General features: G+C 31.3%; 7 protein-coding genes. 4 read left to right on the forward strand and 3 right to left on the reverse strand.

Annotated features, from left to right (window positions below):
* Positions 1-80: 80 nt before the first annotated feature.
* Positions 81-1,526, forward strand: a complete 1,446-nt coding sequence (locus tag ACJAX4_RS19860) for a sigma-54 interaction domain-containing protein (RefSeq protein ID WP_435791171.1) — start codon at positions 81-83, stop codon at positions 1,524-1,526.
* Between the two features lie 46 nt (positions 1,527-1,572).
* Here ACJAX4_RS19860 and ACJAX4_RS19865 read toward each other — a convergent pair whose 3' ends face one another.
* The gene (locus ACJAX4_RS19865; RefSeq protein WP_435791172.1) at positions 1,573-2,178 is read right to left on the reverse strand and encodes an NUDIX hydrolase; all 606 of its coding nucleotides are present in this window, start codon (positions 2,176-2,178) and stop codon (positions 1,573-1,575) included.
* Between the two features lie 206 nt (positions 2,179-2,384).
* Here ACJAX4_RS19865 and ACJAX4_RS19870 point away from each other — a divergent pair, with 206 nt between their 5' ends.
* Together ACJAX4_RS19870 and ACJAX4_RS19875 are read left to right on the forward strand one after the other, a co-directional pair.
* The gene (locus ACJAX4_RS19870) at positions 2,385-3,635 is read left to right on the forward strand and encodes a D-alanyl-D-alanine carboxypeptidase family protein (RefSeq protein WP_435791173.1); all 1,251 of its coding nucleotides are present in this window, start codon (positions 2,385-2,387) and stop codon (positions 3,633-3,635) included.
* Between the two features lie 158 nt (positions 3,636-3,793).
* On the forward strand, positions 3,794-4,081 hold the full coding sequence (locus tag ACJAX4_RS19875) for an ArsR/SmtB family transcription factor (protein WP_435791174.1): 288 nt from the start codon (positions 3,794-3,796) through the stop codon (positions 4,079-4,081).
* On the opposite strand, the gene ACJAX4_RS19880 is transcribed toward ACJAX4_RS19875, so the two are convergent.
* Entirely contained in the window at positions 4,050-4,949 is a 900-nt protein-coding gene (locus tag ACJAX4_RS19880) for a DMT family transporter (RefSeq protein ID WP_435791175.1), read from the reverse strand. The two genes, ACJAX4_RS19875 and ACJAX4_RS19880, sit on opposite strands and share 32 nt — an antisense overlap.
* Positions 4,950-5,266: 317 nt before the next feature.
* Between ACJAX4_RS19880 and ACJAX4_RS19885 the strand changes: the two genes are divergently transcribed.
* Positions 5,267-7,009, forward strand: a complete 1,743-nt coding sequence (locus ACJAX4_RS19885; protein ID WP_435791176.1) for a phosphoenolpyruvate carboxykinase — start codon at positions 5,267-5,269, stop codon at positions 7,007-7,009.
* Positions 7,010-7,072: 63 nt separating this feature from the next.
* On the opposite strand, the gene ACJAX4_RS19890 is transcribed toward ACJAX4_RS19885, so the two are convergent.
* On the reverse strand, positions 7,073-8,124 hold a 1,052-nt coding region (locus ACJAX4_RS19890; RefSeq protein WP_435791177.1), incomplete at its 5' end, for a DNA topoisomerase.

The raw sequence follows: 8,124 nt of genomic DNA on the forward strand, positions 1-8,124 counted from the left end.
TGCCTAGGACTTCCTCCAGCTCACACCTCACGGTGGATACCTTGTCTTCAGCTAGTGGTTGGTAACTACAGACCCCCACAATGGACTTTCACCACCTAGTTAATTGCCATGCCTGGCACACTAAAAATGAAAATGATTTTTACAAAATAATTCTAGAAGCCACACATGATGAGATATTCGTAACCGATGGCAGTGGTATAACTCTTTATTGCAATAAATCCTTCGAAAAACACTATGGAATGAAACGTTCAGAAATAATGGGTAAAAGTGTTCTTTATCTGTTCAATAATGGATACTGCGGTCGATCGCCCATCCCAATTGTTCTTCGCGATAAAAAACAAATTACCATGGATCAAGAAACAATTACTGGTAGAAAATTAGTTATCACCGCAACGCCGGTTTTCAATGAGGCTGGTGAAATTATATATATAGTTGAAGATTGTAGAGATATGACTGAAATCGAGAAAATTAAGTACACTTTAGAAAAAACAAAAGAGCAAATGGAGAGATATAAGGCAGAAGTAGAAATTTTAAGAAAGAAAAGACTAACCACAAATGATAAACTAATTTTTAGAAGCGATAAAATAAAATCAATTATTGAAATGATACATCGCATTTCAAATATAGATGCTACAATATTAATTTTAGGTGAATCTGGTACTGGTAAAAGTGCATTCGCTAAATATATTCATCAAAACAGTTCCAGGGCTAACAACTCTTTTATTACTATAAATTGTGCGACCATATCGCCGAACCTACTAGAATCCGAACTATTTGGATATGTTCCTGGAGCTTTTACAGGAGCTCAAAAAAGTGGAAAACTAGGTTTAGTGGAGCTAGCCGATGGTGGTACTCTCTTTTTAGATGAAGTAGGTGAAATCCCTCTAAATTTGCAGCCTAAATTTCTTGAGCTCGTCCAAGATCATTGTTTTACTCCTGTAGGCGGAACAGAAAACAAATCCATAAATGTCCGTATAATTTCTGCTACAAACCAATCCTTATTAAAATTAGTTGCCGAAAAAACATTTAGAGAAGATTTATATTATAGGTTAAAAGTAATTGATTTTGAGATTCCTTCGCTACGGGAAAGACCTTGCGACATAGAAGTCCTAATTCCTCACTTCTTAGAAAAATGTAATAGGAAATATAATTTACACCGTGAATTTTCAGATGAGTGTTTAGATATGTTAATAAATTATTCCTGGCCCGGTAATATACGAGAACTTCAACATATTGTAGAACAAATGGTAATAACTACTTCTAAAATAATTACTTGCCCCCATGATCTACCACCTTATATTCATAAAAATCCATATCAGTTATTTAATCAAGATTTCAAAAAATTACCTCACCTTGAAGATTCATTACAACAAGTAGAGAAAGAAATTATTTTAAAAGCATATAATCGATTTAAAAGCTCGTATAAAATTGCAGAAGTACTTGGAATTTCTCAAAGCAAAGCCAATAGAATGATACAAAAATATATTACAGGAGATAGTGACGATCAAATGAAAATAAGTACTTAACTATTTAAGACCACCCGTATAACAGGTGGCCTTGCTTATTAGTACCTTATTTTTTTTTAAGAACATCAATAAAGCTTTTAATAATTTGGGCTGTGAACCCCCATATTTTATATCCATTGTATTCATAGAAATACTCATTTAAATACCCTTTCCTAAAATTATAGTCTTTACCCCCGTTTATTAAATGAAAAGGAAAACCTTCTTGATTTATAGGACCTATCTCCATTTTATAAAGCAGTGGCTCATTCTCCATAAAAAATGTAAGCGGAACTCTAAATATATGATCCACTTCATCAGGGTTAGGGTTTATTTCCCCATATATTAGCTTGCCTACAAAAGCATACAATCTATTTTCATAAGGACTTATATAATAGTCCATGTCTCCAATAAACTGGATTTGATCCCTTTTCAAATTTAATTCTTCCATAGATTCTCTTATTGATGTCTCCCTTGGATCCTCATTTTGTTCCACTTGTCCACCTGGAAGACAAACATCTCCCGGCTGACTCCTTAGAGTTTTTGCACGAACTTCAAATACCACCGATAACTCTTCTAATTCCTCCACAAGCAGTATCATAACTGCACTTTCCTTAAACTCACCTATTACCTTAGACTCTCTCTCATTAAATATTTGTTCTAACTTACTTATCATCTTTATACCACCTTCTGACTTTACTTAAGCATTACTATTATTTTATCATATAAAAACTGTTTTGGTGCCCCCACGTGGTTTTTATTTGGATGTAAACTTTATGTAGATAATTAAATGTTAACTTGTTCTTAATATTTTAAAATGTTATACTAACTTTGTATTTATCGTAATAAATATAAAATTTGAATATAATGGAGAGATGAAAATTGAAAAGAAGAGGTAAACTTATATTATTCACACTAGCATTCACTCTAATTTTTTCTACAACTGTTTTTGCTGCTGAAAAACCACTAAACTTAATTGGTAAAGCTGCCATTTCTGTAGATTTAGAGACTAATGAAATTATTTATACTAAAAATATTGATAATAAAATGTACCCAGCAAGTATAACAAAACTCCTTACAGGCATACTACTTGCAGAAAATATGAAAATAACAGACAATTTAACCTATACAGCATTAGCAAAGTCTCAACCCCCTTTTACCTATAATGCTAATTTACATCCAATAGCAGTGGGTGATACTATGTCAGCAGATAATGTAATGGATTCACTTCTTCTTTTTTCAGGAAATGATATTGCTTATATGATTTCTGATAACGTTGGTGGAACCACACCTGAGTTTATTAAAATGATGAATAAAAAAGCGGTATCCCTAGGAATGACTGGTTCTCACTTTTTTACACCAAATGGATTGGATGATATGACTGATGAACATTATACAACTGCATATGATTTAACTCTTTTAGGAAAAGCTGCTTACAAAAACGAATGGGTAAGAAAATCGATAGCTAAAAAAACTAGCACAGTAAAAACAGCAAATGGCCCAGAAGCTATTATTAAAAATAGAAATAAACTCCTTGGAATAGATGGTAACATAGGTGGCAAAACTGGTGTTACACAAAAGGCTGGAAGATGCTTAGTTTCTATATACGAACGTGATGGTCGAAAAATTATAGGTGTTGTTATGAAATCTGAGTATGATGCACAAGATACGAAAGTCTTTGAAGATATGACAAAATTAATTGACTATAGTTATGCTGCCAAGAAAGAAGTACTCAATAAAAAAGATACTGAATTAAAAACAATTTCTGTACCTTATAAGGTTATCCCATTCTTAGGACCAGTAAAAACAGTTGATATTCCGCTTACTGCAAAAAAAGATGTAACTTATTATAAAAATGATGTTAAACTAGAAACTACTTTTAATGTTTCCGGCATCAATCCATGGAAACTTGATAAAGAGTCGTCTGTTGGAACACTTGATTTAGTACAAAGAGATTCAAAAATTAGCGTTGATTTATATCCAACAATTTCAAAATCTACTCTAATTAAAGACAACATAATTATCTACGCTGGAGTTGCGATTTTACTAATTGGGCTTTTAATTTTAATTGTGTTCTTAATTTCCTTTATTAAAAAGAAGAATAACCACGGTGGCAGTAGAATTAGATTTTAAATAAATTTTTATATTGAGAATGGACTATATTAGTTTTAAAACTAATATAGTCCATTTTCATGTGCATAAAACAACAGTGATAATATTGACATTTATATCGTTATATATTAATATTAAAATATATTTACATTCAAATAAACATAGTTAGGAGATTTTTTATGAATAACGATTTTGAACAATATACGGAAATTGCAGATTTACTAAAAGCTCTTGCCCACCCTGTACGAATATGTATTATACGAGGACTTATGATCAACGGAAGTTGCAACGTTAGCTATATGCAGGGTTGTTTAAACCTCCCTCAATCCACCGTTTCGCAACATCTACAAAAGTTAAAATCATTAGGAATCATAAAATGTAGCAGAAATGGATTGCAAGTTAATTATGAAATCGCTAATCAAACCATCGTAAATGTCATAAACGCAATTTTTCCAAGTGAAGATTAATCTTACCATTAAAGCTCACTAAAGTTACTCCTATTACTATTACTATGCACCCGATTACCTGCCAAATAGTGACTACTTCCTTTAGGATCACTGCTGCTGCAACTAGACTCATAATCGGCTGTAAATTTATATACGTAGTGGTAACGGTTGCCCCTAGTTCTTTTAGACAATACACATATATTATAAAGCCAAAACAAGAACAGAAAATAGATAAATACACTATGTTTAATATAACTATAGTAGAAGGAATTTGTAAACCACCAAAAAACAGTGAAGGACTTAAAAATAATGCCCCCCATATTATTTGATATGTAGTAATAGTTATACTTTTATAGTTTCCTTTAAAACTAGTACAAACAATATTATAAATCACCCAAGAAAATACTGCTCCAAGGGCCATTAAATCTCCTATACTTCCCTTTGAAAAAAAGCTTACCCTATCTTTAGATACAATTATTATTATAATTCCAACTACACTTAAGGTAGCGCCAATAATTTTTCCACAGTTCATCTTCTCTTTATAAATTATTCTTTGAGAAAATAATGTGAAAATAGGTATCGTAGATATTAAGATTGCTACATTTGACGCCGAGGTATATGCTACAGATGAGTTTTCAAAAATAAAATATATTGTTATCCCGAAGAGCCCACCTAATGCCAATTTAAACCTATCCTCTTTTAAAATTTTCTCCTCTGGAAACTTTACTTTCAATACTACAAATAATATTATTGCGCCTACTAGAAACCTATAAAATGCTGATAATGCAGGGCTTACCTCGTTTACTACAACCTTTATACTTAAATATGACAAACTCCACATCACCATTAATATAATTGCCAATAAATGAGGCAATTTTTTCTTTTTCACTATACCACTCCCTTTACTCATTCTATTAAAAACAAACATAATAACTCAATATGTTAATTTATTTTACACACATACGTTACAAGTATATCTTAGAATATACAATATTTATACTAAAATTCAATATAAAATTTGGAGGTTAATCAGTATTTATTTTGTAATATAATCAAACCACGTTTTTTTGCAGATTTAATATTGTTAATATTTCAATTTAGCAGTATAATGGAGTGAATCGAAAATTTTTGATGTTAAATTGATGCTATTAGCTTGTACATGTTTCAATTATCAAAAAATTCTAAATTATATACGGAGGTGCTGATTTGAAAAAAGAATTCTCGCTAAGTAACGATAAAGTCATGATAAACTTCACTTCAAAATATTGTAACAGCCCTGAAAAGCTACTTGAAAGCGAAGGCTTCAAAAGAGTCTTTAACTCATATCTTAAGAAAATAGAGAAGAAAAACTCAAATATCTATAAATATTTGCTTCAAAACGCCCGCATTGAAAATGAAGAGTTAGATGTTTTCATAATACATTTATTTAAACTTTTGACTGTATTAAATATAAATGAGATTAAAAATTTGAATACTAAATATAGCAATTTTATAGATCGCAAAGAAAATTTTATTGATTTTATAGAAGATTTTTATGGTTTTTGGAGAAAGCTTGAAAGATACACTGTAATTCAAAATAATAGAATTAATGATGGTTTAGCGAAAACGAGCTTTGTTGAAGCTAACAATGACTTTTCTATGCTTATTCTTAATTTATACAGAAAGATAGGAGAGAATGTTCTCGGCCAAAAACCTACAGTTTACAGACAACTACCTGCTGGTGGTAATGCTGGCCTGATTGTTAATAATGTAAATTGGACTTTACCTTCTGGGTATGAATTGTTAAAAGGCATTCCTTTTATTGATTCAATAATGCTAGATTTGCCTTATATAAGCTATCCTAAAAAGAATACTCGAGATGGTATGTTTACAGAGTGTTTTGAAAACCCATTGAAAAACTGTCATATAAACCAAGATCATTGGTTTTGTTACCCTGCTAAAGTAGGTACTTTACTAGCGTTCATTTACATTCACAGAGATTTTATGGCTCATGCAATAAGTCTATGTAACCTTTTTGAAATGGCTCGAGAAAAAGAATATAGAGGCATTAACCCAGATTTAGTTTTTGTTTTTGGTGCTAAAGATTCTTATCCAAAAATTAAAACAGTATTTTATGATGATGTAGAAAATAACATAATGACGGGATATATAAGTTATGGAGATGAAATTGATTACTTCGGCTATGTTAAAAAAATGGCCTTAACACTTCATAACCTAATAATGATTAAACGTGGTTCACTCCCAATACATGGAGCAATGGTGAATATTGTTATGAATAACGGAAACAGTGCTAATGTAGTTATTATGGGTGATAGTGGTGCAGGTAAGTCTGAATGCTTAGAAGCCTTTAGAAGTTTAAGTGAAGATTATATCAGTGACATGACCATAGTCTTTGATGACATGGGCTATTTAACTTTAAATGGAGGCAACAAACCATTAGCTTATGGAACAGAAATTGGAGCTTTTGTAAGACTTGATGATTTAGATGCAGGTTATGCTCTTAAAGAAATTGATAGAAGCATATTTATGAATCCTGATAAAATTAATGCAAGACTTGTTATGCCTGTAGCAAGCTATAAAGATATTATTAAAGGATACCCTATAGATTTATTCCTCTATGCTAATAATTATGAAGAAACAAATGATATCACTTCAGAAATTGATTTCTTTACAACTCCAAATGATGCAATTGACGTTTGCAAAAGTGGGGCAAGGATGGCGAAAGGTACTACTACTGAAATGGGCCTTGTAAACTCATATTTTGCAAACCCTTTTGGACCTGCTCAAAAGCAAGAGCTAGTTGATGTACTTCTGGTTTCGTACTTTGAAGAATTCTTTAAAACAGGGGTAAAGGTTGGACAAATCAGGACTTCCCTTGGTATAAAAGGTCAAGAGAAATATGGTCCTAAAAAAGCAGCTAAAAAATTGTTCGAATTAATTATAAAATAAAAAAAGAATCATATTTGAGTAGAATTTAATCTGCTCAATATATGATTCTTTTAATTTTCTAGTTTATTCCACGACTTTTGATGGTTTTTTGTAAAATGAACTTACCCTATCAAAATTGTTTTTTAGTCTTATTGCATTATTTAATTTAAGTACTCTATCAGTATTTTTAATTATATAATTTTCAAGCTTATCCATGTACAAATCGCCAGCTATTTCGCTTTGGGTAACCATTGTTAATCCTTTTTCCCAACTAGCTGTTAATTCTGGATTTAGAAGCGTTGGTATAGAATTTTTAACTACATCATAAATAATTTCTCCAAGGAGCGTAGGCATAACCACTTGTGTTTTGTTATTAGCCTTAATGTATGTTATTTTCTCAAGCTTTGTTAAAATCCCTGACCGCGTTGCACTTGTACCAATTCCAGAACCCTTTATGTGCTCCCTTAGTTCTTCATCTTCAATTAGCTTACCTGCATTCTCCATGGCTATAATTATTGAACCTGTAGTAAATCTTTTAGGAGGAGATGTCTTACCTTCTTTGACTACTAAATCTTCAAGCTTCACAATTTGACCTTTTTTAAGGGTACTTAAAAATTTCATATTCTTACTTTCATTATCATTACTATCACTAGCAGGTTTCAAAATTTCCAAAAATCCTATCTCTGTGCAAACCTTATCTGATGTAAAAAATCTTTCCTTTCCAATTTTAGTTATAACAGAAACTTTGTTATACACAGCCGCCGGGTAAAATATTGCCAAAAACCTTCTAGTCACTAAATTGTAGATTTTCTTCTCTAAATCTTTTAATGATGAATAGTTTTGAAGGCCTTCTCCTGTTGGTATAATAGCATAATGGTCTGTAACTTTGCTGTCATCAACATACTTTGTTTTAGCTATACTACTGTACCACTTTTTATCTACAATATTCTCTGCTGCTGCTTTTAAATCAGATGCTCCTTTTAAAGTGGTTAATTTTCTTATATTAGTGTCTATCTCTTTAGCCACTGATGTAGAAAGGACTCTTGCATCCGTCCTTGGATATGTAAGCATTTTCTTTTCATATAATGCTTGAACGTGACTAAGAGTTTGTTCTGGGTTTATTTTATATGTTTTAG

The organism is Clostridium sp., from assembly GCF_051278035.1.
GTDB lineage: Bacteria > Bacillota > Clostridia > Clostridiales > Clostridiaceae > Clostridium_AD.